The organism is Haloarcula sp. CGMCC 1.6347 (assembly GCF_037078395.1).
Lineage (GTDB): Archaea > Halobacteriota > Halobacteria > Halobacteriales > Haloarculaceae > Haloarcula > Haloarcula amylolytica.
In genome coordinates, this window is record NZ_JAYMGX010000002.1 from 575,471 (window position 1) to 602,017 (window position 26,547).

Sequence of the window (26,547 nt, forward strand, 5' to 3'; positions counted from 1 at the left end):
CCCGACTTGCTACGGCGACAGATATCCCGCCTCGATGTGGCCTGTTCGTCCGGCATACAATTATTTAGGCTACCCTAAAACACAAAAAGCCATCGGTTTCTAGGCGGGCCAAAAAGAAGCCGTCGATTACTCCTCGACGATGACGGTGCCAACCATCCCCGCGGCTTCGTGCGGAATACAGACGTAGCCGTGCTCGCCGGCCGTCTCGAACGTGTGAACGTAACTCTGACCGGACTGCACTGCCCCTTCCCCGTTCTCCCATCCCTCGCGTGCGGCCGATTCGCTCTCGAATCCGCCGGAGGCCCAGTAGGTCGCGTCCTCCGGAATCTCGTCCTCGTAGGCGGTGACCGAGTGCGGTTCGCCGCCGACGTGTTCCCAGGCGACTTTGTCGCCGACGCTGACGGTGAGTTCTTCCGGTGCATACGCCACTGCTTCCATGTCGACGACGTGGTCGACGTCCTCTGGAACGCCCTCGACGACGTTCGGGCCGCCGGACAGCGACGACTCGGTCTCCTCGGACTCCTCGCTGCCGTGGCCACCGGACCCGCTCGGGGCGCTGTCGACAGCGCCGACGACAGCGAACTGCCCGGTTCGCGTCGCATCCGCCATCCGCGTCGGGTTGCCGTCGCCGTTCGTCAGCCCCTTCGAATAGTCGCTCAGCGCTGCCTCGAAGTTCTCGTAGGCGTCGTGGTCCGCTTCCTCCAGCATCTCGTGGACCCGGGCTTCCTCGAAGGTCGCGAAGACGTCCTGTACGATGGCCGTCGCGGCCTCCCCGTTGCCGCCGGCGCTCCCGGCGATGGCGTACGCCGCCGCGATGGCCTCGTCGTTGAACGCTGTCGCCGCACTGGTGACATCCCCACCGTCCTGAGCGGCGGCGCGAACGTCCGAAAGCGTCGATTCGAAGCTCTCGTAGATTTCCTCGTCGGCTTCTTCCAGCGCCTCGTGGAAGCCCGCCGCGCCGCTCTCGAAGTGGGCGAAGGTGTCCTGAATGACAGTCGCCGCGCGGTCGGTTTCCGACAGCGCCGCGAGCCCGGTCGCGTCGAAGGCCCGACCGATCATGTAGTCCGCCTCCGCCCCGCTGGCGACGGCCGTCGACAGGGCTGCTTCGAAGTCAAGCAGGGCCTGCTGAACTCCATCGTGGTGGGTCGCCACAGCCTCGCTGTCATCGTTCTCGTAGGCCGACTGGAGCGACACGAGGTGCTCCTCCTCGAAGCGGTGGTAGAGGTCCTCGCTCTCCTCCTCCATCGTCTCGTGGAACCCGAGTTCGTTCTCCTCGAAGCGGGCGAACACGTCCGAGACGACAGCCGCCGCGCTGTCGGCGTCACCGAGGCGATACAGTTCCCGGGCGTCCGCAATGCGTGCACGGAAGAAGGCTGACTCCAGCGCCGCCCGGGCGTCCTCGCCGCCGACCAGCGCTTCGATACCGGTCACGAGGTTCGTATCGACCGTTTCGGCGGCACTGTCGATGCCGTCCCCGCTACCGCTCTCGATAGCGCTGGAGAGGTCCTCCAGTCCACCTTCGAAGGCTTCGTACGCCTCGCCGTCGGCCTCCTCAAGCGCGTCGTGCGCGTTCGCTCCCTCGAAGTGAGCGAAGACGTTCTCGACGGCCGTCGAGGCTGCATCGGCCGCGTCGTTGGCAGCGAGCCAGTCCGCATCGGCGATCCGGGCACGGTAGCTGTTCAGCGTGACCGTGTGCGCGTACGCCTGCCCGGGACCGCCGGCAGACGCGAGCGCGGCGGCGTCCCAGCCGCGGGCCTGCATCGTCGCGAGATGACCGGCACCAGCGACCGCCTCTTGCTGGACCAGCGCATACGCGCCCGTGACAGTCGCATCGAGCGCGGCGCGGGCCTGTTCGGTGACGCCGCTTGCGTCTTCGTTGCCCGCGGCGGAACCGATTCCGGCCAGTGCGTTCTCGAAGGCTTCGTAGGATTCCGCATCTGCATCCTCGATCTGGCTGTAAACCAGCGCATCCTCGAACGCGGTCGTCGTCTCCTCCGCGATGGCGGCGGCCGCTTCGAAAGCGCCCAGCGCCCCAGCCGTGGCGGCATTGCTCGCCCGACTGCCCAGCACGAGCAGGTCCAGCACTCTGGTGGCCTGCTGTCCGCCAGCGGCCTGCTGGGCCGTCTGGAGGTGGCCCGAGGCCTCGTCTGCTGCCGAGGCGGCTTCGGATACGTCGCCCTCGGACAGCGACGACTGGACGGTCCCAAGTGCGTCTTCGAACCCCTCGTATGCCGACTCGGACGTGGCTTCTAGCTGTTCGTGGGCTCCGTACTCGCCCGACGCCCCCTCGAAGCGGGCGAAAACGCTCTGGGCGACGGTCGCCCCTGCACCGGGTGCACCGGCCCGGCCCAGCGCGACGGCGTCGTACAGCCGCGCCCGGTAGACGTTCCACTCAGTCGCAACAGCGGTCATCGGCCCGACCGAGACGCCGCTTTCGTCCCCCTCGTCGGTTTCTGCAACCGTTCCCTGTTCTGTCGCTGCTTCGGTGTCCGCTGACGCCGTGTTCGGTTCGGACGACCCCTGGCTTGGACAGCCAGCGAGAAGTCCCGTCGCAGCGATCCCCACCGTCTTCAGCAAGTCGCGTCTCTGTGGCATACAGTCGATTAGGCAGGCCTAAAAGACTTAACAGCACCGATTTTTCGGCGAGCCTAAACTCTTTCGCGGCTACACGTCGTCACAGAGACAGCGCTACAGTTTCGCCGGTACTGACACCGAACGCTTCGTCGCCGCGGCCGCGGTTGACGGCGAGTTCGACGTTCCCGTGGCTGCCGACGGTGACGAGTCGCTGGCCCTGGTCGACGGCGGCGTAGGCTCGATGGACTGGGGCCTCGACACCGTCGACCGAGACCACCCCGCCGAACCGATCCGCGAGGACATCGCCGGGGATGTTCGTCACGGCGTTCCCGAAGTCATCGACGACGAGTACCTCGCCGGTCGCTCCGTCACCCTCGACTGCGGCCGCCGGGAACCGAAGGTCGACATAGTCGTCGGTCGGGTCGGTTTCGGGCCGTGTCTGGATAGTATCGACGCCGGTGTCGTGGACGGCCGCTGCGGCGGGCGCAAACACGTCCCGCCCGTGGAACGTCGTGCTCGCGGGGTCGTCGTAGGTCCAGGTGAACACCTCGAACGTGTTCGCTGCGTCGTTCTCGTTCTCAGCCAGTTCGCGGGCGACCGGCAGGAGGACGCCGTTGTCCGGGCCTACGAGCGCGTGCTCGCCTGCGCGAACCACGAGGGCGTCTCTGCCGGTCCCGACACCCGGGTCTACGACGACACAGTGGACTGCCGGCGGGAAGTACGGGAGCGTCTGCGTGAGCCAGAACGCTGCCGCCCTGACATCTTGCCGCGGAAAGTCGTGGGCGATATCCTCGATACGCGCGTCCGTCGCCCGACAGATGACGCCTTTCATCGCTGCGGGGTACGGCGAACCGAAATCGGAACTCAGCGTAATCATCAGTCGTCTAAGTCGTCGAGCGATTCGGTGACCGACTCGTCGCTTGCGGTGTACCGTTCGAGCGAGTCGCTGTCCGAAACGTGCTGGAGTCGTTTGATACCGTGGATCTCCTCGATAACGTTCACGACAGACGACGGGACCCGGTCGCGCCAGGACTCGTCGTCGATCATCCGCTGGCGGATCTCGCTGCCCTCAAGTCGGTCGCGGTCGAACATCGGCGACTGACGGACCTCGATGCCGGCCTCCTCGAACAGCCGGACGACCAGCGGATTGTTCGAGTATGCCACGTCGAAGTCCGGGCACATGCTCTCGACGTGGCTCACCCAGACGGCGTTGCGATTGATATCCTCGAGGGGCACGACGTAGGTCGTCAGGTCGTACTCCGCGACGGCCTTCGTAATCATCATGATTCGCTCGCCGGCCGTGAAGGGGTCGTGAGTAGTGTGTGAATCGTCGGCGCTTCCGATGCCCAGAACGAGTTCGTCCACCTCATCGGCGATACGTTCGACCATCGAGTGATGGCCGTTGTGGTAGGGCTGGAAGCGACCGATGTAGAACCCACGCATATTCCCCAGTGGGTGTGGTGGTTTGATAAACCCGACGACGCGGTACTACCGGAATACAAGCACACCCAATTCGGGCGCTGTACTGCGGTTTCCGGGGTGTTGCAACAACCGACACGGGGAGAAAGTATATCAGTCGACAGGCCTTCGATGAGGATGTTAGCAACGTTTGTATGAGCGACAACACCGACACCGACGCGACTCCCGACCCTGACCGGGAGGCATCCGACGCTGGGGAGGAAGAGGCGTCGACCAACGGGGCCAAACAGGACCCCGACGAACCCGCCTCTGAGCCCTCGGCCGACGAGCCATCCGACCCGTCCGAGGAGCGATGGGGCAGCGAGGGAGAAACGTCCGAAACGACACTCGGAAGCGATGTCCAAGTTGACGGCGAGTCCGAACTGGACGGAGACGAGGAGAATCTCCTCGGCGGTCTCGAGATCGAGTCGACCGCCGACATCGAAGTGCCAGACCGACTCGTCGACCAGGTCATCGGGCAGGACCACGCCCGTGACGTGATCAAGAAGGCGGCCAAACAGCGCCGCCACGTCATGATGATCGGCTCCCCCGGAACGGGGAAGTCGATGCTGGCGAAAGCGATGTCCCAACTGCTTCCGCGGGAGGAGCTGCAGGACGTTCTCGTCTATCACAATCCCGACGACGGCAACGAGCCGAAAGTTCGCACCGTCCCAGGCGGCAAAGGGGAACAGATCGTCGAGGCCCACAAAGAGGAGGCCCGCAAGCGAAACCAGATGCGGACCTTCCTCATGTGGATCATCATCGCCATCGTCATCGGCTACGCCCTGATCCTCGTCCAGCAAGTCCTGCTGGGGATTCTCGCGGCCGGTGTCATCTATCTCGCGTTCCGCTACGGTTCGCGCGGCAGCGACGCGATGATCCCGAACCTGCTGGTCAACAACGCCAACCAGAAGACTGCGCCGTTCGAGGACGCGACGGGCGCTCACGCCGGCGCACTGCTGGGCGACGTTCGCCACGACCCGTTCCAGTCAGGCGGGATGGAGACGCCGAGCCACGACCGCGTCGAACCCGGTGCCATCCACCAGGCCAACAAGGGCGTGCTGTTCGTCGACGAGATCAACACGCTCGATATCCGCAGCCAGCAGAAGCTGATGACGGCCATTCAGGAGGGCGAGTTCTCCATCACGGGCCAGTCCGAGCGCTCCTCGGGCGCGATGGTCCAGACCGAGCCCGTCCCCTGTGACTTCATCATGATCGCGGCGGGGAACCTCGACGCGATGGAGAACATGCACCCCGCGCTGCGCTCCCGTATCAAGGGGTACGGGTACGAGGTGTACATGGACGACACCATCGAGGACGACCCCGAGATGCGCCGGAAGTACGCCCGGTTCATCGCGCAAGAGGTCGAGAACGACGGGCGGCTCCCGCACTTCACCGAGGAGGCCGTCCAGGAACTCATTCTGGAGGCCCGGCGTCGCGCCGGCCGCAAAGGCCACCTCAGCCTGAAGTTCCGTGACCTCGGTGGGCTGGTCCGCGTCGCCGGCGACATCGCCCGCGCCGAGGACCGCGACCGCACCGAGCGAGCGGACGTGCTACAGGCCAAACGCCGCTCCCGGTCCATCGAGCAACAGCTCGCGGACAACTACATCGAGCGCCGCAAGGACTACGAGCTCACCGTCAACCAGGGCGACGTGGTCGGCCGCGTCAACGGGCTCGCCGTCATGGGCGAGGACAGCGGTATCGTCCTGCCCGTCATGGCCGAGGTCAGCCCGTCACAGGGTCCTGGCCAGGTCATCGCCACTGGACAGCTCAAGGAGATGGCCGAGGAGGCCGTCCAGAACGTCTCGGCGATTATCAAGAAGTTCTCCGACGAGGACATCTCCGAGAAGGACGTCCACATCCAGTTCGTTCAGGCCGGTGAAGGCGGCGTCGACGGGGACTCCGCCTCTATCACCGTCGCCACCGCGGTTATCTCCGCGATAGAAAACGTTCCGATCAAGCAGAACCTCGCCATGACCGGCTCGCTGTCGGTCCGGGGCGACGTGCTCCCGGTCGGCGGCGTTACCCACAAAATCGAGGCGGCTGCCAAGTCCGGCCTCGATACGGTCATCATCCCTGAAGCGAACACACAGGACGTGATGATCGAGGACGAGTACGAGGACATGATCGAGATCATCCCCGTCTCGCACATCTCTGAAGTCCTCGAGGTCGCCCTCGCCGGCGAAGCCGAGAAGGACTCGCTGGTCGACCGCCTCAAGTCCATCACGGGCAAGGCGCTCGATCACGAGGTCGGCCGGCAGAGCGGCAGTCCAAGTCCCCAATAGATGCCCGAGTGGGCCGCGTTCGTCGGCCTGACGGGGTTTCTTTTAACCGCGCTTCTCGGTCTCGCACGGCTCTCGCAGGGAGCCGTACGGTCCGACGGCGGCGTCTCATCGACAGTCGACAGTACTTCGATGGCCACCGAACCCCAGGACCCGACTCTCCCACGCTTCGAGACGCAACGGGCGGCGGCCCAGCGACGGCAGATGCAGGATACGCTCGCCCCGAATGACCTCTCGACAGGGGCCTTACTTGCCAACGTCGCGTTCACGCAGGGGCTGTTCGGCGTGTTGCTGGTCGCCGGCGCGTTCTACTTCGAAATCCCGGCCAGTGCGTTCGGTATTACTGCGGACGCTCTCTCGACTGGACTGCCGGCGATAGCCGTCGGCATCGGCGCTGGCGTCGGGTTCTGGCTGGGCAACGAACTCGCCGCGGCGCTGGCCGACGGCTTCGGCGTCGCCTTTGACGAGTCGCTGCGGGAACTGCTCGCCCCGGACTCGGCCGGCGGCTGGGTCGTCCTGCTGGGCGGTGTCCTGCCGGTCATCGCTATCGTCGAGGAACTCCTCTTCCGGGCGGCGGCTATCGGCGTCCCCGTAGCCGGCCTCGACGCGCCGGCGTGGGCGATGGCCGTCGTCGCCTCCGTCGCCTTCGCGCTGGGCCACGGCGCACAGGGCCGGGTGGGCATCGTCGTCACCGGCACGCTTGGGCTCGCGCTTGCGGGCCTGTTCATTGCGACAAACAGCTTCCTTGCAGTCGTCGTCGCTCACTACCTCGTCAACGCCCTCGAACTGATCGTCCACGAGGGGCTGGGCGTCGACCGGCTCTGGGCCTAGAGGCCCTCGATAGCGCGGAGTTTCTGCTCGACGGGCGGCGGCGCGGCGCTCGGTCCGTCGCGAACCCGATGGTCCGGAATCAACAGCGGCACGGGGTTCGCGGCCAGCGCCTTCCGGACCTGCGCAAGGTCGTCCTCGTCGTCGTCATCCAGATCTGGTGTCATCCGCGCGACCTGTGCAACTGAGGCGTCTTCGCCGTAGGGGATCTCTCGGACGGCTTCGAGCACTGTGCGCTGGTCCGTCGGGACAGTGAGACCGACGGTGACATCCGTGAAATCGTCCTCGACCCCCTGGAGATACTCGTCGATGCGGTCAAGCAGGGCGTGGTTCTCGCTGACATCGTCCTCGGGCTGAGAGGGGAACGACAGCGAGATGATCCGGTCGCCGGCCTCCCCGAGCTGGACGTATCGGTCGAGATACGACGACTCGCGGGCGTAAATTCCTGCGTCCCCGGTCGGTGCTTCCATACTAGCGTCGTCGGCCGGTCGCCCCTTCAACATTCGGCCTTGGATTGATTGAAGAGACAGACTGGGAAGCGATTTCGAACAGCCAGAAAGCTCCGAGACGCTGGGAAGACGACAGATGTAAGCACTGCATGAGCGACCGTAGGGAGCGAAGAAGCGCGCAACGAGGCCCTCGACCGGAGCCGGCCGGGGCTTTCTGGCTCTTTGAGGAAACACAACGAAAACGAGATCCGCCGTCAGTCCCGAACGGAGAGCACGCTGGGGTAGTCAGAGATGAGCCCGTCGACGCCGGCCCGGACCAGTTCGCGGGCCTGATACCACGTACTGACCGTCCAGACGTTCAGGTCCCGGTCTTCGTCGGCAGCGACTTCGACGAGGTCGATGTCGCTCAGATCGGACTCGATGTAGCCGTCGTCGTTGAAGAAGGGCGTTCGCTGAACCATGTTCCGGGGGACGTGCATCGCGTCACAGTCGTAGCGACGCGTGACTTCCAGCCCCTCTTCGATGTCGTCCCAGAAGAGGCAGGCAATGGGAATCGAGTCGTCGTAGTCGCGGACGGTCGCGAGCGCAGCTTCGTAGAACGACGAGACGAGGATGTCGTTGTCGTACTCGCTAACGAGGTCGAGCGCGCGCTCGGTGTAGGGCCGCCACACCGCTCGCTGCGCTGATAGTTCCGACTCGGACAGCGACTCAGCGAAACGGAGGTCCTGACTGCCGGGGTTCTTGAACTCCAGATTGACGGCGACGCTCGGCGGAATCGAGTCCATGACTGTTTCGAGCGTCGGAACCGTCTCCCCGGTGCCGAGAACAGTCGCGCTGGTCACAGTATCGGTGTCGGTCTCGAAGACGAGCCCATCAGCGTCGGTCAGGCCGCGCTCGCCGCCGTCGCGTTCGGCCAGCCCGTCGTCGTGAAAGGTGACGAGCGTGCCGTCGGCCGTCGGCACGACATCGACCTCGATCATGTCGGCGCGTCGGTGGGCCGTCTGGGCTCCCGGGCCACCGAACGACGAAGCCTCGACGGCTAACTCCGTGTTCTCCGGGTAGACGCCGGCGAACCCGCGATGGGCGATGAGGGTCGTGCCGTCAGTCATCGCTTCGCGCTCGCTGTCGTCCGCGTCACTGTTGGTTGTGTCAGTATCATCCGATTCCTGAGGCGTTGCGCTCCCCACGAGTCCCACGCTTGCCAGCGTCGCCGCCGTCCCTCCGACGAACGTCCGTCGGCCGATGTACCGTGACATGCTATGTACGGCTGCCGAGCGGTCGTGAAAGACCGTTTATATGAGGGATATATGCCTCTCCGTAGAAATGGCTCCCACCGGCCAGGTCTGTAGCCGGTTACGCCGGCGTGGTCACGCTTACGTACTGTGTCGCTCGCGGGCCGCGGCCACGACCAGCGGGAGTGTAATCGTCGCATCGGCATACACCGAGACATTCCGGGCGTCCTTTTCAAGTTTCCCCCACGAGCGGGCCTCGTCGAGCGTCGCGCCGGAGAGGCCGCCGGTGTTAGACGGGTCCATCGTCAACTGGACGGCGTAGTCGTAGGCGTCGGGCGAGACCAGCATCGTCTGGAGGACGTAGTTCTTCGGGACGCCGCCGCCGACGACCATCGCACCGGCGCTGTCGGCCTCGTACGCGATGTCGGTAATCTGTGTCATGTCCGCCAGCGCGTCGACCGTGAACTCGCTGGTCTGGGAGTACATCCACGCCTGCAAGCCCAGCACGGAGTCCTGGAAGGCCGGGCAGTACACCGGGACGTCGTTTTCGTAGGCCGCCGCCAGCACACCGGGATCTTCAGGCACGTCCTCGCGCTCGTTGACCTCGCTGTTGGCCCGGCCCAGTTCCTCCGTCATGCGCTGGATCGAGACCGCGCCCTCGTCTTCCAGCGTCGAGAACACCTCGTCCCGGAGGTGGTTCTCGAACAGGGCGAAGTGCTCCTGAGGCAGGTAGACGTTGTAGATGCGGTCGACGCCCTCGTCACGGAGCGTCTCGTCGTGTTCGCGCTCTGTCTGCCCCTCGGGCGTGACCTCGCCGTGGTGGTGCTTGCCGCCGATGGCCTCGATGCTGTCGTGGGTGCAGTTCGCCCCTGTCGTCACGAGCACGTCGATGTGGCCGTCGCGGATGAGTTCGCTGACGATGGCCCGCATTCCCGTCGGGACCATCGCACCGGCGAGGCCGAAGAAGGTCGTCACGTCGTCGTCGAGCATCTCGCTGTAGATGTCGACGGCCTCGTGGATGTCGCTCGCGCCGATGCCGGCCTCGCCGTAGCTGTCAGCCAGTTCGCCGACCGTCATTCCGGCCCGGGCTTCCGCGTGCCCGATCGGGTCGTGATGGAACGTCTCCCGCTCGTCGGTGTGGTCGCTCATTACCATGCAGTCGAATGGCGGCGGGTTTCAACGTCGTGGTTCGCCGTGACGGGTAGAGGCCGTGTGTCGACGTGCCGTCACACACCGCAGCTGAAACGGAGGGCTTAGACGCCCCTGCGTTGGATTGGGAGCTATGGATACTGCTGCGTTCAGGCGCGGCGTTCGGGATGTTGCGCCACTGCTGCTAGGAATTATCCCGTTTGGCCTCGTTGCCGGCATCGCGACCGTCAACGCCGGGCTGGGGCTGCCGACCGCAGTCGGGCTGTCGGTGGTCGTCTTCGCCGGCGCATCACAGCTCGCGGCGCTTGAACTGCTGGGACAGAACGCACCGCTGACGGTCGTCGTCGCAACGGCCGTCGTCATCAACCTCCGATTGCTGATGTACTCGGCGTCGATTGCCCCGTACTTTCGGGAGTTCACTGGCCGGTGGAAGGCAGTGCTCGCCTACGTGTTGACCGACCAGGCGTACGCGCTGTCGGTCGCCAGCTACCGGTCAGACCGTGAAACGGACCGGAAGTGGTACTACCTCGGCGTCGCCGTGACGCTCTGGGCGGTGTGGCAGGTCACGACTATCGCCGGGGCGCTGCTCGGCACCGGCGTCCCCGACGCCTGGGGCCTCGAATTCGCTATCCCCCTCGTCTTCCTCGCGATTCTGGTCCCAGCAATCGAAGACGCAGCGACCGGCATCGCCGCTGTCGTCGGTGGAACCGTCGCCGTCGTCGGCGCTGGCCTCCCGCTCAATCTCGGACTGCTCGTCGCGGCCGGCGTTGGCATCACGGCTGGCGTTCTCACGGAATCCGCCACGGGAGGGACCGATGGCAACTAATTACGGCCCGGTTGAGATAGCCGGCGTCGTCGCTGTCATCGGCGTGTTGACCTACGCCTGTCGCCTCTCGTTCATCGCGCTGTTCGGTCGGCTGGACGAGATTCCGCCGGTCGTCGAGCGGGTGTTGCGGTTCGTCCCCGCCGCCGTCCTCGCCGCGCTCGTCCTCCCCTCGTTCGTGACACTCGACGCCAGTAGTTTCGCCGCGGACAAGTTCGTCGCCGGAGCGCTCGCGGCAGGCGTCGCCTGGCGGACCGAGGACGTGTTCGCGACAATGGTGACCGGGATGGGCGTCCTCTGGGCCATCAGGTTCCTGCTGTAGTCAGCCCAGTTCCAGCGAGGCCCCACAGCAGTCAGACCGGTACTGCTCGCGTCGCTCGACGAGCGTGCAGTCCTGATAGCGGCGGGCGACGAGGTCCCCACACGCCCCGCAGGTGAGGACGTGCTTGGGATCGGAGAAGGCCGGACAGTGGACGTCGGTGTCGAGCTGGTCGGCCCGCTCTCGAAACGCCCGGCCGTGGTCAGTCGTCCCGTCGCGCTGATATTGCTCGACGTGAATGAGTTCGTGGCGCAGTGTTGCCTCCCAGGCGTCCCGCTCGAAGGCCGAAAACGCGTCCCATGTCAGCGACACCGTGCACGGGAGCGGGCGGCCGTCGCTCCCGTCGATACTGTCCCAGTCGTACCGGTCGCCGACGGTCGCATCGTCCAGCTTCGGCCGCTTGACCGCGGCGGCCCGACGCTTGGCTCGGTGGGACACCGCCCAGTCGACGAGGTCGAACCGAATCGAGACACCGCGCTCACGGCGGACCCGTCGACAGTACTGTTGCGACCAAGCGATGAGGTCCGCATCCGAGCTAACGCCCTCGTACGAAACGACATCTGCCATCGCCTCAGAGGCCGGTCGGGCAGTCGATGTAGGTCGTCTCCAGCCCCCAGTCCTCGACGACGGTCTGGAGCGACTGAACGCCGAACGTCTCCGTCGCGTAGTGGCCGGCGAGAATGACGTGGAGTCCCTGCTCGCGCGCCTCGTGGAAGGCCTGCTGTTTCCCCTCGCCGGTGATGAGCACGTCGGCGTCCGTCTCGACTGCCTCCTGTAGCCAGTCGACGCCGCTGCCGGTGACGATGGCAACGTCCTCGATAGTCGACGGCCCGAAGTCCAGTACCTGCACTGATTGCCCGCCGGTATCGACATTTCCTTCGAGGGTTTCGGCGAGTTCGGAGATCGTCTGTGGTTCTTGCAGGGAGCCACGCTGGCCGATGTGCTCGCCGCCCATCGACCCGAACGGCGCGCGGTTGTCGAGGTCCAGCAGGTCCGCGACGCCGGCGGCGTTGCCGAGCGACTGATGGCCGTCTAGCGGGAGATGCGCGACGTACAGCGCGAGGTCGTTGTCGATGAGGGGTGCGACCCGGCGGTAGTTGGTTTCCGTCACGCGCTCCATCCCGCCCCAGACGATGCCGTGGTGGGTCACGAGCAGGTCAGCGCCCGCGTCGGCGGCGCGGTCGATGGTCTCGACGGCCGCATCTACTGCGAAGGCGACGTGCTCGACCGGCTGGCTCGCCGGCCCGACCTGCAGGCCGTTCGGACTGGCGTCGATGTCGGCGTAGGCCTCGATGTCGAGTCGTTCGTCGAGACGCGTCGCGATGTCTCCTGCGTTCATAGCGCGGGCTTCGAGATGCGCGGTGGTATGCTTTTCTCTACCGGCGTCGGGCTACCCGTCCGATTCGACCAGCTGGCCGTTTTCCTGGCCGATGAGGTCCCGGTCCACCGCGGCGTCGATGATGGCGTCGAACTGCTCCCCGTCGATGTCGTAAGCGTTGACCGCGACTTCGCGGATTTCCGCACGGTCGACGGGCATCTCGCGGTTCTGGAGGAGGCGCATCACCTTGTTGTACTCCAGTTTCGTCAGCGAGGGGCCATCAGCGCTGTCGTCGCTGTCCGTACCGCGCTCGGTGTCCTCGCTCCCAGTGTTCGCCGCCGAGTCACTCGACTCGGTCGGCTCCGCCGCTTGCCCGTCCGTGGTGTCCGACGCGGCCGCGTTCGTTGCATCTGGCTCCGCAGTCGCCTCCGTCGTCGCCGCTGACTGCGCCGACTGTTCCTGTCCCGCCGCGCTCCCGCCGTCGTCACCCAGCAGCGAGCCGTCGTCGGCTGGCTCGACCACGCTGTCGGTGGTCGCCTGTGCGTCGCCTGCCGGCGTTCCAGAATCGTCCAGCAGTCCCGGCGGCTCCGTGGTCCCGGCGTCGCCAGCCGTTTCCGCTGTCTCGCGGGCGTCCGCCTTCGCCGCCTCGACGGCCGGTTCGACGATAGTCGCGAGCTTCTCTCTACAGGTCGAACAGAGAACAACGGTCCCCTGTTTCTCGGCTTCCGGGTCCAGCGATTTCGGGATAATCGGATATTCGGAGAGCGAGACATCGAGCGCGCCGCCACAGAAGTAACACGACGATAGCTGGTCCATGCTCCCAACCGAGATGGCCTGTTTACTAAAAGACTACTTGCTGTGTCGGATGGCGAGCGAGTGGCGACGGCCACGGCGGTCCGAACAGCACTGACACTGAGTCGTTGTTTACGATGTAATATAGTGAAAACGCTCACCTATCGAAGAACCCACGGACCAGTCCAGCGACTTCGTCACCCGGTTCCAGCCACGGCGTATGGCCGTGTCCCGGGAGTTCGTGGAACTCGGCGTCGGGCATCTTTTCCGCGACGTGGCGGCCCACATCTGTCGGGTAGAAGGCGTCCTCCGTCCCCCAGACGAACTGCGTCGGGCGGTCGACGCTTACGATTTCGTCCCGAATATCGAACAACGGGTGGGCACGGCCGTACGAGCCTTGGGCAGTCGCCAGCGACCGCTGGCTTTCCGGCCGGCCGGGCAGATCCTGGCCGGCGGCGAGCAGTTCGTAGAACACGTCGGGTATCGCTGAGGCGTCAACGACGTTGACCCGCTGCATCGACTGTCTCGCGTTCTCGACCGGGTCACCGCGGCTGAGCAGCCACAGCAGGACCCGGTTGAGGCCGCGAACCGTCAGCAGACGAAACAGGAGCGGGAGGTCCCGCGAGACGCCGCCCGGCGCGCCGACCAGTTGCAGTCGGTCCACACGGTCGTGGTCGATTGCGAGCAGAAGCGACTGCAGGCCGCCGTGGGAGTTACCGGCGACGTGGGGACGGTCGATAGCGAGGTCGTCGAGCAGTTCCAGCAAGTATGCGACCAGATACGAACGGAGGTCCCGGTCCCGGTAGCTCGGCGCGGCCGAGAGGCCGAGGCCGGGCCGGTCGGGAGCGTACACGCGGTACTCGTCGGTGAGCGCCGGGAACAGCGGGAGCCACGTCGCCGCCGGCGTCCCGACCCCGTGAAGGAGGAGGAGTGGGTCGCCGTCCTGATTCCCACCGACCAGATAGTGAACGCGACCCGCGGCGTCCGTCTCGGTCACTCTGGACTCGACGGCGAGGTCGTAGTGGTCCGCGAGACGGGCCTGTGCGTCCGCGTAGCGTCGCTCCGCCGGATGGGACCAGTCGTCTGGCGACAGCGCGCGGCCCTCGGAAACTGTGGTACTGCCACTCATACTCGAACTGTCCGGCGCCGGCCGCATCAGTCTACCGCGGCCCGGTGCTATGTGGCGAGATTGTGCCTCCATGAGACACATATAGCTCCGCCCCCTCGCTCCCATATGGAGGCTATCGAGGGGACCGTCCTCGCCGGGCGGTCGTTCGAGCCGGTCCACGGCAGCGTTGTCGTCGAGGACGGCTACATAACGGCCATCGAGGAGACGTCTGAGCGCGAGAGCGACCACGACCGCATTGTCCTGCCGGCGTTCGTGAACGCCCACACGCACGTCGGCGACTCAGTCGCCAAGGAGGCCGCTGTCGGTCTCGGCCTGGAGGAGGCAGTGGTACCACCGGACAGCCTGAAACACCAGCAGATCGCAGCGGCCGACGACGAGACGCTGATTGCCGCGATGCACCGCACACTTCGATTCATGCAGCGAACCGGCACCGCGGCGTTTCTCGACTTCCGGGAGTTCGGCGTCGACGGGGCGCGTGCGCTACGTGAGGCCGCCGAGGGGCTGGATATCGAGGACTTCATCTTCGGGAGCGATGACGCTGCGGTGCTGGACGTGGCCGACGGGTTCGGTGCCAGCGGCGCGAACGACGACGATTTCACCGCGCGGCGGACCGCCACCGAGGAGCGCGGGGTCCCGTTCGCTATCCACGCCGGCGAACCGGACGCCACTGACATACACCCGGCGCTGGATCTGGAGCCGGACCTGCTGGTCCACATGGTCCATGCCGAAGCAGAACACCTCGAACGGGTGGCCGATCAGGACGTCCCTATCGCGGTCTGTCCCCGTGCGAACCGCGTCCTTGAGGTCGGCCGACCGCCGATCGAGACGCTTCTGGAGTACACTGACGTGGCACTCGGGACTGATAATGTGATGCTCAATGCACCATCCATGTTCCGTGAGATGGAGTACACCGCGAAGACGTTCGACCTCCCCTCGCGGACGGTGCTTCGGATGGCCACGACCGCTGGGGCCGAAGCGGTCGGCCTCGACTGCGGTGTCATCGAACCCGGCCGCCGGGCCGCGCTGCTGGTCCTCGACGGCGACTCAGACAACCTCTCGGCTGTCGCCGACCCAGTCGACGCGGTTGTCCGGCGAGCGTCGCCGCTGGACATCCACCGAGTTGTCTGCTGAAGCCGACGGCGAGAATATTCCCCGATACATTTCGGCTCAGCGCTGGTCCGCGTGGGCGAACACGAACGCCCGGAGGAGTTTCGCGGCCAGCGTCGCCGTCTGACCGTCGTCGCGGTCGTTGACCTCGACTACGTCGAAGCCGACGGCCTGCGGTGCGACGGCTCTGACCACGGTGTGCATCTCCCGCGGGTCGAGGCCGAACGGTTCCGGCGTCCCGGTGCCCGGCGCGAACCCGGGGTCGGCGGCGTCGATGTCGACTGAGAGGTACACCCGTTCGTCGTCGAACCCGGGCGACCAGTCGGCCACGTCCTCGGGCGGAACCACGGTCACGTCGGCTTCGTTCGCGCGGTCCCATTCGGCTTCCGAGCCAGTGCGTGCGCCCAGCACAATCGCTTCGTCAGCCACCGAAAGCGCGTGGTGGGTCACCGTCGCGTGGGAGTACTCGTCGCCGGCGTAGGACTCGCGCAGGTCGAGATGCGCGTCCAGACAGACGAACACGTCGGGGTCGAGGGCGCGCACGCCGGCGACGGAGACGGTGTGTTCGCCGCCGACGACGAGCGGGACGGCCCCCTCGCTATCGAAATCTGAGAGGGTGCCCTGGAGGAAAGTGAGGTACTCGGCAACGTCGGCCGTGGGGCCGATGTCGCCGTGGTCGTAGACAGAACAGTCAGTGAAGTGCTGGCCGGTGCGGTGGTCGTAATCGTCGAACTGCTGGCCGAACTGGCGGATGCGGCGTGGGCCGAACCGTGTCCCGGGGCGAAACGACGTCGACGCGTCGAGTGGTGCACCCACGAGCGCGTAGTCGGCCGCCCCGCGGTCGGCCCCCGCACCGGGCAACATCGTTACGAGCGTGTGATCTTGCGCTGTTCCTCGTACTGGAGGTACTCGATCTCGTCGTCAGGCTGGAGGTCGATGTCCTCGGGGACCCGCATCGTGAACGTGTCGTACGTGTCGAGGTCCATGACCTGAGCGTCGTTGCCGTCGGTAGAGACGACCTGCCCCTGCTTTCGGTTGACAATCGGGACCCAGACCTTTGCGTCGACAGGCTGGGACAGCGAGCGCTTCTTGCTGTCGAAGACGCCCTTGGCGTCGATTCGGGCCTTGGCGCTGCCGTGCTTGCCCGGCTTGGCCGTGCTGTAAGAGTTGATCTTACACGGCGTGTCCTCGATCATGACGTAGCTTCCTTCGTCGAGCTCTCGAACTTCGGTCTGCTCTCTTGCCATACCGCCGGATTACCCCTGTTTAGGTATAAACGGTTTGGAATGCCTCAAGCCAGGTCTTCGCTACTGCCGCTCTGTCGGTGGGCGTCCGCCGTGGTTGGGTTTCGACCGGTCTGAACGGCCCGACAGCAGCACCGAGTCCCACGGCGGTTCCTGATCCGACCCCCACAGTTCAAGTGAGCTTGCACTAACCACACAAACGTGGCACTCTCGTTCGACCTGTTCGGGACGCTCGTCGCGGCAGACCGGCCGTCAGAGCCGTGGGACGCCGTTGCGGCGGCGCTCTCGGCCCGGTCGGTTCGGGTACCCGACGACTGGGAGGACGCCTATCGCTCGGCCCACCGCGAGTACGACCGCGGCCGGGAAGCGCCGCTGGACGAGCACGTTCGCCTCGCGCTTGCCAGCCGCGGGGTCGAGATCACTGCGGAGACGGCGACCGAGGCCGTCCTCGATGCCTTCGACAGCCCGGTGACGGTCCGCGAGGGAGCCATCGACGCGCTGGACGCCGCAGCACAGCGTGGTCCGGTCGCTGTCTGTTCGAACTGCAGCGTCCCGGGATTGGTCGAGCGAACGCTGGAGCGAGCGGCTATCGAATCGCAGCGCGACCACTCCTTCGGCGCCGTCGTCACCAGCGTCGGCTGCGGCTGGCGGAAGCCGCATCCGAATATTTTCGAGGCAACTGCCGACGCACTCGACGTGGCGCTTGCCGACCTCGTCCACGTCGGCGACGACGCCCGAACGGACGGCGGCGCGGGCCGTGTGGGCGCGCAGTCGATTCTGCTGGAGGACCACTCGCTGCCGGCGATAGCCGAGAAGCTCCGGGAGGGAACGCTGTGTTGAGCGCGCTGGCGGTGGCCGTCGCCGGCGGGCTGGAACTCGCAATCGGTGAGCCGCCGACCCGCTTGCATCCCGTTGCGTGGTTCGGACGGCTCGTCGGGGCGGTCGACCGCGAGTGGGACCACCCGCTTGCGGTCGGGGCGCTCGCCGCGGCGCTGTTGCCGCTCGGAGCCGCCACGCTGGTCGGCGCAGGCGTCGCACTCGCTACCACTCGCGAACCGCTGGCCGCCGCAGCCCTCGCCGGCCTCGCGCTGTTCCTGACCACGAGCCTTCGCAGTCTCCTTTCGGCCGCTCGGGGCGTCATCGCCGACAGCGACACTGACCTCCCGGCTGCTCGGGACGGGCTGCTCGCACTTGCTGGTCGCGACGCCAGCGCGCTCTCTGCGGGCGAGGTCCGCAGCGCCGCCGTCGAGAGCACATCAGAGAATCTCGCCGACGGGCTCGTCGCGTCGCTGGCCGCGTTCGTCCTGGGTGGAACCGCCGCTACGGGCGTCGGCCTTCCAGCGCTTCCCGTCGCTGTCGGTGCAGCGGCCTGGGTCAAGGCCGTCAACACGATGGACTCGATGCTTGGCTACCGCTCGAAACGCGTCGGGACGCCCGCGGCGCGGCTCGACGACGCCGTGATGTGGCTCCCGGCGCGGGCGAGTGCGCTCCTGCTCGCCCTCGCCTGTGGGTCGCCCCGGTCGGTGGCCCAAGCCCGGGACTGGCTGGACGGCGTTCCATCGCCGAACTCCGGGTGGCCGATGGGGACGGCCGCCGCGGCGCTGGACGTTCGACTCGAAAAGCCGGGCGTGTACGTCCTGAACCCCGCAGGACGCCTCCCCGACGTGGCGACGGCCCAGCGCAGTGTGACGCGGGTCGGCGTCGCCGGGGTGCTGGCGTACCTGCTGTCTGGACTGGGGGTGCTCGCGTGGTTCTGAGCGCGGTCCGGGGAGCCCTCGGCTTCCTGTCGCGGCTTCCGGTCGGCCACAGCGAACAGGCGTGGGAGGCCTTCGTCGGGACGCCGGCGGCGTTCCCGCTGGCCGGCTACGTCGTCGGCGGCCTCGTCGCACTCCCGTTCCTCGCCGCCAGCCTGCTTCCGGCCCCGGTCGTCGCCGCGGCGTATCTCGGAAGTGTCGTCCTCGTCGCCGGCGTTAACCACGCCGACGGCCTCGCAGACCTCGGGGACGCCGCCGTCGTCCACGGCGACCCCGCGGAGCGCCGCGACGTGATGCGGGACACGACTGTCGGCGTCGGGGCCGTCCTCGCACTGGGGACCGTCCTCCTCGCGCTGGCGTTTGGCGCGCTGGCCGCTGCCGGGCTCCCGCCGCTGGTCGCTGTCGCGCTGGTCCTCGCCGCCGAAGTGGGGGCAAAGCTCGCGATGGCGACGCTGGCCTGCGTCGGACGCCCGAGCCATGAGGGATTCGGGTCGACGGTTATCAACGGGAACAGCCCACGCCACCTCGTCGGCTCGCTCGCCGTCGCACTCCCGGCCGCTGTCGTCGCCGTTCCAGCAACCGCAGTCGTCGTTCTCACCGGCCCGCTGCTCGCTCTTGGCCTCTCTGGCTGGGCGAACCGCCGACTGGACGGCGTCGGCGGCGATGTCTTCGGCGCGGCCAACGAACTGACACGCGCCGTCGCGCTCCACGTCGGCGTCGCCGCGTGGTCGCTCTTCGGCGGCGTCCGGTCGGTACCGCTCGTCGACTGGGAGGTGCTCGCATGGACGCTCTGGTGATGTGTGGCGGGCGCGGGACGCGGCTGGACACCGAGGCCGAGAAACCGCTCTTTCGGGTCGGCGGTGTCCCAATGGTCGACCGGGTCGTCGGCGCACTGGAAGACAGTTCCGTCGAAAAAGTTATCGCTGTAACGTCGCCGAACGCACCGGAAACGCAGTCACATCTGGACGTGCCCTGTATCGAGACGCCGGGTGAGGGGTACGTCGCCGACCTCGACAGCGCGCTGGCCGACGGCCGACTCGCCCGGCCGGTGCTGACCGTCGCCGCCGACCTGCCGCTGCTTGACGGCGAGATAGTGGACCGCGTGCTCGACGAGCACAACGGGGGCTCGCTGACGGTTCTAGTCCCGGCCTCGCTGAAGCGCGGGCTGGGAGTCAGCGACGACACGACGTTCGAAAACGGCGACAGGGAGGTCGCGCCGACGGGCGTCAACGTCGTCGGCGACGGCCCCGACGACGCCTGGCTCGCGCGGGACCGACGCGTCGCGGTCAACGTCAACACGCTCGCTGACGCGCGCGTGGCTGAGCAATGGCTGTAACGACGTGGGGGGCGGAGGCCGACCGCCGCGAAACCTTCTCCACACCGCCCGCCGTAGCCCCCGTCAATGGACCCTGATTCGGTCGAGGGCTTGCGGGCGAGTGGCGGCGACGGGGCCGAGGACGCCATCGGGCCGGACGGGCGCGTCCCACACGGCAGCAGTGACGACCCGGACCTGCTGGATTTCAGCGCGAACACGAACCCCCGCGTCCCGGCGGACGCCGCGGAGACGTACCGGGCGGCGTTCGAGGCCGCCCGCTCGTATCCGGCGGACGACTACCCCGAGTTCCGAGCGGCCGCAGCGGCCTTCGTCGACTGCGAGCCGGCGCAGGTGATACCCACGGCCGGCGGCCTCGAAGCGATACGCCTGGCGATCCAGACGACGGTCCGGGCGGGCGAGAGCGTCCTCGTCCCGTATCCCAGTTTCGGCGAATACACCCGCGAGGTCCGGCTCCAGGGCGGGACGCCGGAGTTCGTCCCACACGACGACCTGCTGACCGCCGACCCGAACGGTCATGCGCTCGCCATCGTCTGCAACCCGAACAATCCGACCGGCGAAGCGGCCGACCCGTCGGCGCTCCGGGCCTTCGCCGACGACTGTCTCAACGCTGGGACGACGCTGCTGGTCGACGAGGCCTTTCTCGGCTTTACCGACGAGCAGTCGCTGGCGGGCCGTGAGGGCGTCATCGTCGCGCGCTCGCTGACGAAACTGTTCGGCCTCCCCGGCATCCGGATGGGCTACGCCGTCGGTTCGGGCGAGGCCCGTGACCGACTCGCAACCGCGCGACGCGCCTGGTCGATGAGCGCGCCGGCGGCCGCGGTCGGCACACACTGCTACGGACAGACCGAGTTCGTTTCGGAGACGAAGGCCCGCGTCGCCGAGGAGCGCGTGCGGATGCGGGAGCGGCTGAAAACACGGTTCGACGTGTGCCCCTCCGATGCGCCGTTCATGTTGTTGTCAGTCAGCGACGCCGACGAGTCTGTCGACGACATCCTTGCCTCGGCTCGCGAGGCTGGTATCGCACTCCGGGACGCGCGGACGTTCCGCGGGCTGAACTCGCACATCCGCGTCGCCGTCAGAGCCCCCGGAGAAAACGACCGGCTGCTGGACGCGCTGGATGTTTGAGACGACCGTTCGGGACGGCGTCTGTCAGCTCCGCCGCGAGGGAGCCCGCTGGCTCTCGACAGCGTGGGACGGGGGCTATCGGACCGCAGACGCCGTCTACAACGTCACCGTACCCGAGGGGTTCGAGCGGACCGACCTCGACGCCTACCGTGCGGAGCGACTGTCCGCGACCGGTTTCCCCCTCGGCCCGGCGCTGCTCACCGGCGTGCATATGGAGCACGCCCGCTGTGCCCGGAGCGGCCCGGTGTCGGTGCTGGCGACCGCGGGCCTCTCGAACCCCGCGGCGTTGCCGATGTCGGGAGCAGACGAAGCGGTCGACTCCGACGGAACAGCATCGAATCCGGCAGACAGCCCCGACTGGCGTCCCGGCACGGTCAATCTCGTCGCCGGCGTCGACCGCGCGCTGGACGACGGCGCGCTGGCAACGCTACTCGCCACGGCTGTCGAGGCGAAGGCCGCGACACTACTCGACGCAGCGGGCGTGCCCGGAACCACCTCCGACGCCGCCATCGTCGGCTGTGTCCCGAGCGCTGAGTCCGCACCGTTCGCCGGCAGCGCAACAGAAATCGGGGCCGCCGCTCGCGTCTGTGTCCGCGACGCTATCCGGTCGAGTCTCGCCGCCCGCTACGACGGCGACAGCCTGCCGACCGTGGAGGATGCGGCATACGGCGTGGTTACAGAGCGCGAGACTGAGGTTTTCGAACCGTGAAGAGGGAGGGGTTCCCGACGGCGGTCCTTGAGACCGAACGGCTAAACAGAATCCGATCCAACAGAGGGGCATGAGCGACAACACGGCCGGACCGACCGCCGAACCGATCAGTCCGAGCGCGCCCGAGGAGTTCGGGCTGGTGCAGGTCTGGTGGGGCGACGGCAAAGGGAAGACGACGGCGGCGCTGGGGATGGCGACCCGCGCCGTCGGCCACGGCTACCGCGTCCACCTCCTGCAGTTCATGAAAGGCGGGACCAGCACCGTCGAAGACGTGCGCGGGGAGTACAACGCTATCGCCGCCCTCCCGGGCTTTTCCTACGAGAACGCCGGCCACTACGGCTGGCACGGCTTCCTCGACGGGAGCGAGGACGACGAGCACGAGGCCCGCGCGAAGGGGGCACTCGACCGCGCACGGGAACTCGTTCAGGCCAGCGCCGACGCCGACCTCTCGACGCCGCGGGACGCCGACGGGCCGCCAGAGGAGGGCGTCAACATGCTCGTCTTCGACGAGATTCTCTACGCCGCGAACCGCGGCCTCGTCGATCCGGCGGACGTGATTGGGCTCATCGAAGCAAAGCCCGACGACCTCGAACTGGTCCTGACGGGCGGGCACGAGCGACCAGAATTTCTGACCGACCATGCCGATCTCATAACGGAAGTCAACAAGGAGAAACACCCCATCGACGCCGGGCAGGGCGCGCGGAAGGGAACGGAGTTCTAGACGGTTCCAAGCAGATAGTCAAGACAGACGCCGAAGACTAGCGAGTACGTCACGTTGGCGATACTCCCCGTGAGATAATACGTCGTGTTCCCACTGGAGATGTCTTGCCAGCGGACAATTGACTTTGCAGTGAACACCAGCCCTAGTGCCGTGTATGCGCCGAGTAGCGTCAACGTGAGTATCAGAATATTCTCTACTTTCCCGACCGCACGTCCCGTATCCGCTTCTTTTTCACTCACATCGGCACCGGCGTATTGGAGAGCAGCGGATACCATGGTCCCACTTGTCGACAGCAACAGAGCGTACCCGGCACCAACTACGACCGCTGAGCGAAATGAGATAGACGAAATCAAATCACCGGTCGCCCAGACAAGACCAAGAATAGCACCGACTGTGACTACGGCCGACGCTGGTGTCCGCCAACTCACAGAACTCATTCCCAGACCTCTGTCATGGCCGCTTCAAGATTTGCTTCGGTTGACAGTACCATCTCCGCCTTTGCCCGCGAAAGCGTCTGTGAGACGGCCTGAATCGATACGTCTCGGTCGTCAGCCAACGCCTGCATACTCTTTCTTTCGCGGTACTCACGGACGATCGACGCCTGGTGTGGCGTCCATTCCTGTTTCCACGCAAACAGTAGGTGTATCTGGTCGGCAAGCAGCGAAAGTAGCCAAGACTTCACGACAGGATCGTGCAGCGCAACGGCCCGACCGTTTTCCGTGATGTCAGCTAGCAACGTATCTGCTTTGTGGAACGCAGGGCCATCCATCTCTGAAACCTCGCTCGTTGTCATCCCCACGTCAACTTCTCCGTGGACAACCGCAAACCGAATCGCAGTCGGGTGTATCGATTCGGTGATTTCCCGGATAGCGCGGTAAGCATGTCCAGGGTTTCTGATGACTCCTCCGACCTCGTCAACCCCCTTCAACACCGAGAACGGCGCAACCGTCTGGTCGGCGAGTGCGTCGGTCGCTCGTGACACGCCCTGATTGAGCGACGCCCGCAACGCCTCTCTATCTGTGACCGACCGTGACTCGATGACATCACCGATGATGACGCACCATCGCTCCGACATAGTCATCGACTCAACCCGATATCGTTTACTTGTTTTGGTTAAACCATTTCACGTTGAGTACCGTGTGAACGGCTAATCCGGATTCAGTTGATTGGGCAGTATTAAATCGATATGGGTTTAGTGATCTGAGCGAAAGACACCAGTGCGTTCGTCTCCCAACACAGCCTGATGGCCCACACGCTGCTGGTCGCCGGGACGGCGAGCCACGTCGGCAAGTCGACCGTCGCGGCCGGGCTCTGTCGCTATCTGGCCGACCGTGGCGTCTCGGTCGCGCCGTTCAAGGCCCAGAACATGAGCAACAACGCCCGGGCGACACCCGGCGGCGAAGTCGGCGTCTCGCAGTACGTCCAGGCCCGCGCGGCCGGCGTCGCGCCATCGACCGACCACAATCCAGTTCTGCTGAAGCCGCGGGGCGACGGCGAGTCGCAACTGATTCTGGACGGTGAGGCGGTCGGGCATTTTGAGGCCCGGGGGTACTACGACGAACACTGGGGGGACGCCCTCGATGTTGCTCGCGCGGCCCACGGCCGACTCACCGAGTCTCACGACGTGATCGTCGCCGAGGGCGCGGGCTCTATCGCAGAAATCAATCTCCACGACCGCGACCTGGCGAACGTCGAAACGGCGCGCTTCGCCGACGCCGACGTGTTGCTCGTCGCCGACATCGAGCGCGGCGGCGTCTTTGCCTCGCTCGTCGGGACGCTGGAACTGGTCCCCGACGACATCCGGGACCAAGTGGCCGGCGCGGTCATCACGAAGTTCCGCGGGGACCGGTCGCTGCTTGCCCCCGGCATCGACGAGTTCGAGGACCGGACCGGCGTCCCCGTTCTCGGCGTCCTCCCGTACGACGACCCGGGGCTCCCAGAGGAGGACAGCGTCGCGCTGCCGCCGGTCGGCGAGCGATCCGTCGTCGGCGCTGACGACGGCGTCCCCGGCGACGAGAGCATTACCGTCGCCGTCCCGCGGCTCCCGCGCATCTCGAACTTCACCGATCTGGAGCCACTCGCCCGCGAACCCGGCGTCAGGGTGGCCTACGTTCCGCCCGACGCCACGCTCGACGAGTTCGACGCGGTGGTCCTGCCGGGGAGCAAGAACACGGTTGACGACCTGCTGGCGCTCACCAACGCGGGCTTTGGCGACCGCCTCCAGTCGTTCGACGGCCCCGTCGTCGGCCTCTGTGGCGGCTACCAGATGCTCGGCGAGGCAATTACGAACGCCGCCATCGAGGGGACCGGCGACACGGACCGGGTCGAGGGGCTGGGCTTGCTCCCCGTGACGACCGAGTTCAGCGAATCGAAAACGGTCGAGCACGTCCAGCGGGACCTCGACGGCGTCGGGCCGCTCTCGGGCGCGAGCGGGACCGTCGAGGGCTACGAGATCCACATGGGCGACTCGACGCTGACCGACGAGGCGGCCCGGCCGTTCGACGGCGACGGGGCGGCGACCGACAGCGTTCTCGGCACATACCTCCACGACCTCTTCGTCAACGAGATTGCCAGAGGTGCCTTCGTGCGAAATGCGTTCGAGAGTGCTGGTATTGACTCCCCAGCGGCAAACGAGCGAGAGAGCGGCGACCCGTACGAGCGAGCCGCCGGCCTCGTCGCCGACCACGTCGACCTCGGCCCGCTCGGACTGGCCGATTGGTGACCGTTTGATACTCCTTCAAATTCCGGAAATTTATATACACCTAGCTCGCAATATTCTCCAATGGTCGAAGTGTTCGCGGTCGCCAGTGGGAAGGGCGGGACTGGCAAGACGACGAGCACCGTCGCCCTCGGGATGGCGCTGGCCGACCGCTACGACGTGACGGTGGTCGACGCCGACACGGGCATGGCGAACCTCCTCTTTCACGCCGGCCTCTCCGACGCCGAGACGACGCTGCACGACGTGCTGGCCGACGACGCGCCCGTCGAGGCGGCGGCGTACGACCGGTTCGGGCTGACTGTCGTTCCCTGTGGCACGAGCCTCGACGGGTTCAGGGACGCCGACCCGGACCGGCTCCGGGACGTGGTTGCGACGCTCGCAGAAGACACGGATGTCATCCTGCTGGACTCGCCGCCGGCGCTCGACAGCCGGACCGCCGTCCTTCCGATCGTGCTGGCAGACCGCATTGTCGTCGTCCTCCAGCCGACGATTCCAGCCATCTCGGACGGGCTGAAGGTCCAGGAGTACGCGACGACCTACGACACGGACGTAGCGGGCCTCCTGTTCAACAAAGTCCGCGAGTCCGAGTCCATCGAACAGGTCTCGGAGAAGACCGAGCGGTACTTCGACGGGCCGACGCTGGCCGCGGTCCCCGAAAGCGAGCGGGCCCGTGAGGCACGGCGTGCTGGCCGGCCGCTGCTTGCCCACGCTCCCGAATGCGAGGCGGCGACGGCCTACCGAGCGGCCGCCGAATCGCTCACCGTGCGGGATGGGGCGGCCGCCGACGCCGCCGACCGGTTCCAGAGCGCCGTCATCCCCGAGTCACTATGAAGTTGCCCCGCGGCCGACTCGACAAGTCCCGCGTCGTCACGGACCCGCGGGACACGCTCGCTGACGTGCTCGACCGCGAACTGACCGGCTATGCCGTCTTCGAGTCCCAGGAGACGCTCCTGCTCGACGGCGAGGGGCGGGGCGTCATCACGTTCACTGACGGCGTCCCCGTGCTGGTCTATCACACCGGCACGGACCGCGGTGGGCCGCCGGCGCTCGCGGACCTCGCCGTCCCCGGGCCGTACCACGTCTCGCTGTACGCACTCGACAACGCCGACCTCGAATCGGCACACGAAGCAGCCGACCTCCGAGTCCCGCCCGGGATGCCCGCCGAACGGCTGGGCGGCGACCCGGCACTGGCCGACAGTACGCGACGGGCGGCCCCCGACGAGCGGCTGTCAGCGATGGGCGACGGCGACGCGGCGACGGCCGAAGACGGGGCCGCGGAGCAAAGCGCCGTCGAGGCGTTCTTAGACGACACGGAGAAGATCGAGGCCATCAAGGACCAAGCACGTTCGGAGGCCCGCGAACGCGCTCAGCAGTGGGAGTTCTGAGTGGATTGACGGCACCGCTTGCGTGGGGTTCTATCCGTGACAGCAGCACCCGGAAGTCGTCGGAAGTACAGAGTGTTATATAGGAGGACGTGTT

29 protein-coding genes are annotated in these 26,547 nt (G+C 66.5%); 15 read left to right on the forward strand and 14 right to left on the reverse strand.

Going from position 1 to position 26,547, the window contains the following annotated elements; genetic code table 11:
- Positions 1-126 precede the first annotated feature (126 nt).
- The 3 genes from VI340_RS11335 to VI340_RS11345 all read right to left on the reverse strand — a co-directional run bounded on the left by VI340_RS11335 (position 127) and on the right by VI340_RS11345 (position 4,017).
- Positions 127-2,595: a DUF5059 domain-containing protein gene (locus tag VI340_RS11335; RefSeq protein WP_336358369.1), complete on the reverse strand. Its 2,469-nt coding sequence runs from the start codon at positions 2,593-2,595 to the stop codon at positions 127-129.
- A 79-nt stretch (positions 2,596-2,674) separates the two neighbouring features.
- Positions 2,675-3,451: an SAM hydrolase/SAM-dependent halogenase family protein gene (locus VI340_RS11340; protein ID WP_008312307.1), complete on the reverse strand. Its 777-nt coding sequence runs from the start codon at positions 3,449-3,451 to the stop codon at positions 2,675-2,677.
- Positions 3,451-4,017 (reverse strand): nicotinamide-nucleotide adenylyltransferase, encoded by a 567-nt coding sequence (locus VI340_RS11345; protein WP_008312306.1) that lies wholly within the window; start codon positions 4,015-4,017, stop codon positions 3,451-3,453. The genes VI340_RS11340 and VI340_RS11345 overlap by 1 nt, the downstream gene beginning before the upstream one ends.
- 170 nt (positions 4,018-4,187) lie before the next feature.
- Here VI340_RS11345 and lonB point away from each other — a divergent pair, with 170 nt between their 5' ends.
- Both lonB and VI340_RS11355 read left to right on the forward strand, forming a co-directional pair.
- Positions 4,188-6,317, forward strand: coding sequence for an ATP-dependent protease LonB (gene lonB, locus VI340_RS11350; protein ID WP_008312305.1), 2,130 nt, complete (start codon positions 4,188-4,190; stop codon positions 6,315-6,317).
- Positions 6,318-7,145: a CPBP family intramembrane glutamic endopeptidase gene (locus VI340_RS11355; RefSeq protein WP_336358370.1), complete on the forward strand. Its 828-nt coding sequence runs from the start codon at positions 6,318-6,320 to the stop codon at positions 7,143-7,145.
- Here the strand turns inward: VI340_RS11355 and VI340_RS11360 are convergent.
- The 3 genes from VI340_RS11360 to VI340_RS11370 all read right to left on the reverse strand — a co-directional run bounded on the left by VI340_RS11360 (position 7,142) and on the right by VI340_RS11370 (position 9,972).
- Positions 7,142-7,645 (reverse strand): MGMT family protein, encoded by a 504-nt coding sequence (locus VI340_RS11360; protein ID WP_080504330.1) that lies wholly within the window; start codon positions 7,643-7,645, stop codon positions 7,142-7,144. The genes VI340_RS11355 and VI340_RS11360 overlap by 4 nt on opposite strands.
- 200 nt (positions 7,646-7,845) lie before the next feature.
- Positions 7,846-8,847, reverse strand: coding sequence for a glycerophosphodiester phosphodiesterase (locus VI340_RS11365; protein WP_336329013.1), 1,002 nt, complete (start codon positions 8,845-8,847; stop codon positions 7,846-7,848).
- Between the two features lie 117 nt (positions 8,848-8,964).
- The gene (locus VI340_RS11370) at positions 8,965-9,972 is read right to left on the reverse strand and encodes a deoxyhypusine synthase (protein WP_336358371.1); all 1,008 of its coding nucleotides are present in this window, start codon (positions 9,970-9,972) and stop codon (positions 8,965-8,967) included.
- 133 nt (positions 9,973-10,105) lie between these two features.
- On the opposite strand from VI340_RS11370, the gene VI340_RS11375 reads away from it, so the two are divergent.
- Together VI340_RS11375 and VI340_RS11380 are read left to right on the forward strand one after the other, a co-directional pair.
- Positions 10,106-10,798 carry an AzlC family ABC transporter permease gene (locus VI340_RS11375; RefSeq protein WP_008308228.1) on the forward strand — a complete coding sequence of 231 codons (693 nt, stop codon included), beginning with the start codon at positions 10,106-10,108 and terminating at the stop codon, positions 10,796-10,798.
- The gene (locus VI340_RS11380) at positions 10,788-11,117 is read left to right on the forward strand and encodes an AzlD domain-containing protein (protein ID WP_008308227.1); all 330 of its coding nucleotides are present in this window, start codon (positions 10,788-10,790) and stop codon (positions 11,115-11,117) included. The genes VI340_RS11375 and VI340_RS11380 overlap by 11 nt, the downstream gene beginning before the upstream one ends.
- Here the strand turns inward: VI340_RS11380 and VI340_RS11385 are convergent, their stop codons facing one another.
- The 4 genes from VI340_RS11385 to VI340_RS11400 form a co-directional block, all read right to left on the reverse strand.
- Complete coding sequence (locus VI340_RS11385) at positions 11,118-11,681, reverse strand: hypothetical protein (protein WP_008308226.1); 564 nt, start codon at positions 11,679-11,681, stop codon at positions 11,118-11,120.
- Between the two features lie 4 nt (positions 11,682-11,685).
- On the reverse strand, positions 11,686-12,453 hold the full coding sequence (locus tag VI340_RS11390) for a Nif3-like dinuclear metal center hexameric protein (RefSeq protein ID WP_336358372.1): 768 nt from the start codon (positions 12,451-12,453) through the stop codon (positions 11,686-11,688).
- Positions 12,454-12,504: 51 nt separating this feature from the next.
- Positions 12,505-13,248, reverse strand: a complete 744-nt coding sequence (locus VI340_RS11395) for a hypothetical protein (protein WP_008308220.1) — start codon at positions 13,246-13,248, stop codon at positions 12,505-12,507.
- A 133-nt stretch (positions 13,249-13,381) separates the two neighbouring features.
- Entirely contained in the window at positions 13,382-14,353 is a 972-nt protein-coding gene (locus tag VI340_RS11400; protein WP_008308218.1) for an alpha/beta fold hydrolase, read from the reverse strand.
- Between the two features lie 105 nt (positions 14,354-14,458).
- Here VI340_RS11400 and VI340_RS11405 point away from each other — a divergent pair, with 105 nt between their 5' ends.
- A complete protein-coding gene (locus VI340_RS11405; protein ID WP_008308216.1) occupies positions 14,459-15,484 on the forward strand; it encodes an amidohydrolase family protein in 1,026 nt (341 codons plus the stop codon).
- Positions 15,485-15,520: 36 nt separating this feature from the next.
- Here VI340_RS11405 and speB read toward each other — a convergent pair whose 3' ends face one another.
- Together speB and VI340_RS11415 are read right to left on the reverse strand one after the other, a co-directional pair.
- Positions 15,521-16,324: an agmatinase gene (speB, locus tag VI340_RS11410; RefSeq protein ID WP_008308214.1), complete on the reverse strand. Its 804-nt coding sequence runs from the start codon at positions 16,322-16,324 to the stop codon at positions 15,521-15,523.
- Between the two features lie 2 nt (positions 16,325-16,326).
- Positions 16,327-16,707, reverse strand: coding sequence for a translation initiation factor IF-5A (locus VI340_RS11415; RefSeq protein WP_008308213.1), 381 nt, complete (start codon positions 16,705-16,707; stop codon positions 16,327-16,329).
- Between the two features lie 198 nt (positions 16,708-16,905).
- Here VI340_RS11415 and VI340_RS11420 point away from each other — a divergent pair, with 198 nt between their 5' ends.
- The 7 genes from VI340_RS11420 (at position 16,906) to VI340_RS11450 (ending at position 22,349) form a co-directional block, all read left to right on the forward strand.
- Complete coding sequence (locus tag VI340_RS11420) at positions 16,906-17,544, forward strand: HAD family hydrolase (protein WP_336358373.1); 639 nt, start codon at positions 16,906-16,908, stop codon at positions 17,542-17,544.
- Positions 17,538-18,461 (forward strand): CobD/CbiB family cobalamin biosynthesis protein, encoded by a 924-nt coding sequence (locus tag VI340_RS11425; RefSeq protein WP_008308211.1) that lies wholly within the window; start codon positions 17,538-17,540, stop codon positions 18,459-18,461. The genes VI340_RS11420 and VI340_RS11425 overlap by 7 nt, the downstream gene beginning before the upstream one ends.
- Positions 18,452-19,255, forward strand: a complete 804-nt coding sequence (cobS, locus tag VI340_RS11430; protein ID WP_336358374.1) for an adenosylcobinamide-GDP ribazoletransferase — start codon at positions 18,452-18,454, stop codon at positions 19,253-19,255. The genes VI340_RS11425 and cobS overlap by 10 nt, the downstream gene beginning before the upstream one ends.
- Positions 19,255-19,794, forward strand: coding sequence for an NTP transferase domain-containing protein (locus tag VI340_RS11435; protein WP_336329292.1), 540 nt, complete (start codon positions 19,255-19,257; stop codon positions 19,792-19,794). Before cobS ends, VI340_RS11435 begins: the two co-directional genes overlap by 1 nt.
- A 66-nt stretch (positions 19,795-19,860) precedes the next feature.
- Complete coding sequence (locus VI340_RS11440) at positions 19,861-20,919, forward strand: threonine-phosphate decarboxylase (RefSeq protein WP_336358375.1); 1,059 nt, start codon at positions 19,861-19,863, stop codon at positions 20,917-20,919.
- Complete coding sequence (locus VI340_RS11445) at positions 20,912-21,628, forward strand: adenosylcobinamide amidohydrolase (RefSeq protein ID WP_008308207.1); 717 nt, start codon at positions 20,912-20,914, stop codon at positions 21,626-21,628. Before VI340_RS11440 ends, VI340_RS11445 begins: the two co-directional genes overlap by 8 nt.
- Before the next feature lie 70 nt (positions 21,629-21,698).
- Entirely contained in the window at positions 21,699-22,349 is a 651-nt protein-coding gene (locus VI340_RS11450; RefSeq protein ID WP_336329007.1) for a cob(I)yrinic acid a,c-diamide adenosyltransferase, read from the forward strand.
- Here the strand turns inward: VI340_RS11450 and VI340_RS11455 are convergent.
- Together VI340_RS11455 and VI340_RS11460 are read right to left on the reverse strand one after the other, a co-directional pair.
- On the reverse strand, positions 22,346-22,588 hold the full coding sequence (locus tag VI340_RS11455; protein WP_239642255.1) for a hypothetical protein: 243 nt from the start codon (positions 22,586-22,588) through the stop codon (positions 22,346-22,348). The two genes, VI340_RS11450 and VI340_RS11455, sit on opposite strands and share 4 nt — an antisense overlap.
- A 194-nt stretch (positions 22,589-22,782) precedes the next feature.
- A complete protein-coding gene (locus VI340_RS11460) occupies positions 22,783-23,424 on the reverse strand; it encodes a SatD family protein (RefSeq protein WP_049942825.1) in 642 nt (213 codons plus the stop codon).
- Positions 23,425-23,592: 168 nt separating this feature from the next.
- Here VI340_RS11460 and VI340_RS11465 point away from each other — a divergent pair, with 168 nt between their 5' ends.
- From VI340_RS11465 to VI340_RS11475, 3 genes are read left to right on the forward strand one after another with little or no spacing between them, the layout of a single operon-like run.
- Positions 23,593-25,071: a cobyric acid synthase gene (locus VI340_RS11465; protein WP_008308201.1), complete on the forward strand. Its 1,479-nt coding sequence runs from the start codon at positions 23,593-23,595 to the stop codon at positions 25,069-25,071.
- Positions 25,072-25,131: 60 nt separating this feature from the next.
- Positions 25,132-25,899: a nucleotide-binding protein gene (locus VI340_RS11470; protein ID WP_008308199.1), complete on the forward strand. Its 768-nt coding sequence runs from the start codon at positions 25,132-25,134 to the stop codon at positions 25,897-25,899.
- Complete coding sequence (locus VI340_RS11475) at positions 25,896-26,453, forward strand: hypothetical protein (protein WP_336329005.1); 558 nt, start codon at positions 25,896-25,898, stop codon at positions 26,451-26,453. The genes VI340_RS11470 and VI340_RS11475 overlap by 4 nt, the downstream gene beginning before the upstream one ends.
- Positions 26,454-26,547 lie beyond the last annotated feature (94 nt).

Coding starts and splice junctions, on each gene's coding strand:
- VI340_RS11380 (WP_008308227.1), top strand. CDS start 10,788: ATGGCAACTAATTACGGCCCGGTTGAGATAGCCGGCGTCGTCGCTGTC.
- VI340_RS11470 (WP_008308199.1), top strand. CDS start 25,132: ATGGTCGAAGTGTTCGCGGTCGCCAGTGGGAAGGGCGGGACTGGCAAG.
- VI340_RS11340 (WP_008312307.1), bottom strand. CDS start 3,451: ATGATTACGCTGAGTTCCGATTTCGGTTCGCCGTACCCCGCAGCGATG.
- VI340_RS11450 (WP_336329007.1), top strand. CDS start 21,699: ATGAGCGACAACACGGCCGGACCGACCGCCGAACCGATCAGTCCGAGC.
- VI340_RS11460 (WP_049942825.1), bottom strand. CDS start 23,424: ATGTCGGAGCGATGGTGCGTCATCATCGGTGATGTCATCGAGTCACGG.
- VI340_RS11370 (WP_336358371.1), bottom strand. CDS start 9,972: ATGAGCGACCACACCGACGAGCGGGAGACGTTCCATCACGACCCGATC.
- VI340_RS11355 (WP_336358370.1), top strand. CDS start 6,318: ATGCCCGAGTGGGCCGCGTTCGTCGGCCTGACGGGGTTTCTTTTAACC.
- lonB (WP_008312305.1), top strand. CDS start 4,188: ATGAGCGACAACACCGACACCGACGCGACTCCCGACCCTGACCGGGAG.
- VI340_RS11365 (WP_336329013.1), bottom strand. CDS start 8,847: ATGTCACGGTACATCGGCCGACGGACGTTCGTCGGAGGGACGGCGGCG.
- VI340_RS11375 (WP_008308228.1), top strand. CDS start 10,106: ATGGATACTGCTGCGTTCAGGCGCGGCGTTCGGGATGTTGCGCCACTG.
- VI340_RS11385 (WP_008308226.1), bottom strand. CDS start 11,681: ATGGCAGATGTCGTTTCGTACGAGGGCGTTAGCTCGGATGCGGACCTC.
- VI340_RS11335 (WP_336358369.1), bottom strand. CDS start 2,595: ATGCCACAGAGACGCGACTTGCTGAAGACGGTGGGGATCGCTGCGACG.
- speB (WP_008308214.1), bottom strand. CDS start 16,324: ATGTTGCCCGGTGCGGGGGCCGACCGCGGGGCGGCCGACTACGCGCTC.
- VI340_RS11405 (WP_008308216.1), top strand. CDS start 14,459: ATGGAGGCTATCGAGGGGACCGTCCTCGCCGGGCGGTCGTTCGAGCCG.
- VI340_RS11440 (WP_336358375.1), top strand. CDS start 19,861: ATGGACCCTGATTCGGTCGAGGGCTTGCGGGCGAGTGGCGGCGACGGG.
- VI340_RS11395 (WP_008308220.1), bottom strand. CDS start 13,248: ATGGACCAGCTATCGTCGTGTTACTTCTGTGGCGGCGCGCTCGATGTC.
- VI340_RS11465 (WP_008308201.1), top strand. CDS start 23,593: ATGGCCCACACGCTGCTGGTCGCCGGGACGGCGAGCCACGTCGGCAAG.
- VI340_RS11390 (WP_336358372.1), bottom strand. CDS start 12,453: ATGAACGCAGGAGACATCGCGACGCGTCTCGACGAACGACTCGACATC.
- VI340_RS11360 (WP_080504330.1), bottom strand. CDS start 7,645: ATGTTGAAGGGGCGACCGGCCGACGACGCTAGTATGGAAGCACCGACC.
- VI340_RS11435 (WP_336329292.1), top strand. CDS start 19,255: ATGTGTGGCGGGCGCGGGACGCGGCTGGACACCGAGGCCGAGAAACCG.
- VI340_RS11445 (WP_008308207.1), top strand. CDS start 20,912: ATGTTTGAGACGACCGTTCGGGACGGCGTCTGTCAGCTCCGCCGCGAG.
- VI340_RS11415 (WP_008308213.1), bottom strand. CDS start 16,707: ATGGCAAGAGAGCAGACCGAAGTTCGAGAGCTCGACGAAGGAAGCTAC.
- VI340_RS11400 (WP_008308218.1), bottom strand. CDS start 14,353: ATGAGTGGCAGTACCACAGTTTCCGAGGGCCGCGCGCTGTCGCCAGAC.
- VI340_RS11475 (WP_336329005.1), top strand. CDS start 25,896: ATGAAGTTGCCCCGCGGCCGACTCGACAAGTCCCGCGTCGTCACGGAC.
- VI340_RS11345 (WP_008312306.1), bottom strand. CDS start 4,017: ATGCGTGGGTTCTACATCGGTCGCTTCCAGCCCTACCACAACGGCCAT.